Source organism: uncultured Roseobacter sp., assembly GCF_947501835.1.
GTDB lineage: Bacteria > Pseudomonadota > Alphaproteobacteria > Rhodobacterales > Rhodobacteraceae > Roseobacter.
Window position 1 is genome coordinate 1 of record NZ_CANMXR010000051.1, and the last position, 1,590, is coordinate 1,590.

Below are 1,590 nucleotides of genomic sequence, written 5' to 3' on the forward strand. Positions count from 1 at the left end.
TATTTTGTTGAAGAAGTCTTGTTGCTTTGAAGCAAGTCCTTTGATTCACTCGCTATTGTAGATTGGGGGAGGATTTTGCAATGATGGGCACTCAGGAAGCTCCGGCGCTGCTGTTTTACGACTTTGACATGGAGGCGCATGTCCCGTCGGATCATATGCTGCGCGAGATTGACCGGTTTCTGGACGTTGGCACAATCCGCCAGCTGTTGAAGCAGTATTACAGCCACCTCGGACGTCCCTCGATTGATCCTGAACTGATCGTACGGATGCTGGTGGTCGGATATGTTATGGGCATCCGGTCAGAACGGCGCCTTTGTGACGAAGTTCATTTGAACCTGGCCTATCGCTGGTTCTGTCGCCTCGGCTTGAACCAAAAGGTGCCCGATCACAGCACGTTCTCTAAATATCGTCATGGCAAATTCCGCGACAGTGATTTGCTGCGTTCTGTGTTCGAAGCCACCGTTGCACGCTGTATCTCGGAAGGTCTGGTCGGTGGTCATGGATTTGCTGTTGATGCCAGCTTAATCGAAGCAGATGTCGACAGAATGAACTCAACTGCCCAAGCGGAATGGGACGCATCCGCCATCGACCCGGACGATGCACCACGAGCTGTAAGAGAATATCTTGACGTTCTCGATGACAAAGCTTTTGGGGCATCGACACCGGTCAAACCCAAATTCACATCCCATTCCGATCCGGCAAGCCAATGGACTGCGGCGCGCAAAGGCCCGGCAATCTTCACCTATTCGAATAACTATCTGATCGACACGGACCATTCCGTCATCGTGGATATCGAGGCGACACGCTCAATCAGGCAGGCCGAAGTGGGCGCGGCGCAAACCATGGTTGATCGAACAGAAGAGCGCTTTGGTATCAAACCGGACTGGCTCGTTGCAGATACTGCCTATGGATCGGCGGAGAACCTCGCGTGGCTGACAAAGAAGCGCAGCATCATTCCCTTCATCCCTCTGATCGACAAATCCGAGCGTAAAGATGGCACATTTTCCCGTTCTGACTTCGAATGGGACGAAGACAACGACCGCTATACCTGCCCAGAAGGCCAGCACCTGTTGCAGTCCCGCCGGAACTATTCTGACCCACGCAGGAAAGAACCCAAAACGGGTCGTCGCAGATACAGGGCAACCAAGGCAATATGCGATGCATGCCCATCAAAATCAAAATGCTGCCCAAACACAAACACCCGTTTCATCGGTCGCGAGGAACATGAGGACGCGCGTGACTTTGCCCGACTGGCTGCCAAGTCTCCCTTCAACCCCAAGGCCCAGGCCAAACGCAAAAAGGTCGAGATGCTCTTCGCCCACCTCAAACGCATTCTCGGCCTAGGACGGCTCCGGCTTCGAGGGCCCTGCGGTATAAGGGACGAATTTACGCTCGCTGCGATCGCCCAGAACCTTCGAAAACTTGCAAAACTAAGACCCAAGACCGCCGAGACAAGGATCACGATATGATCTGAACCGGTAAACGGACAGACCAACAAGCCGCGCAGTACAACGGGCGGAACAATAAGCCCGCGACCAACGCAGCGAGGCGGCCATCCTCCCAAATCAAAGCGACTTCTTCAACAAAATA

The 1,590-nt window shown here is 53.6% G+C and carries 1 protein-coding gene; it reads left to right on the plus strand.

Annotated elements, in window-relative coordinates:
* Positions 1-80: 80 nt before the first annotated feature.
* A complete protein-coding gene (locus tag Q1A20_RS26025) occupies positions 81-1,469 on the plus strand; it encodes an IS1182 family transposase (RefSeq protein ID WP_299919713.1) in 1,389 nt (462 codons plus the stop codon).
* Positions 1,470-1,590 lie beyond the last annotated feature (121 nt).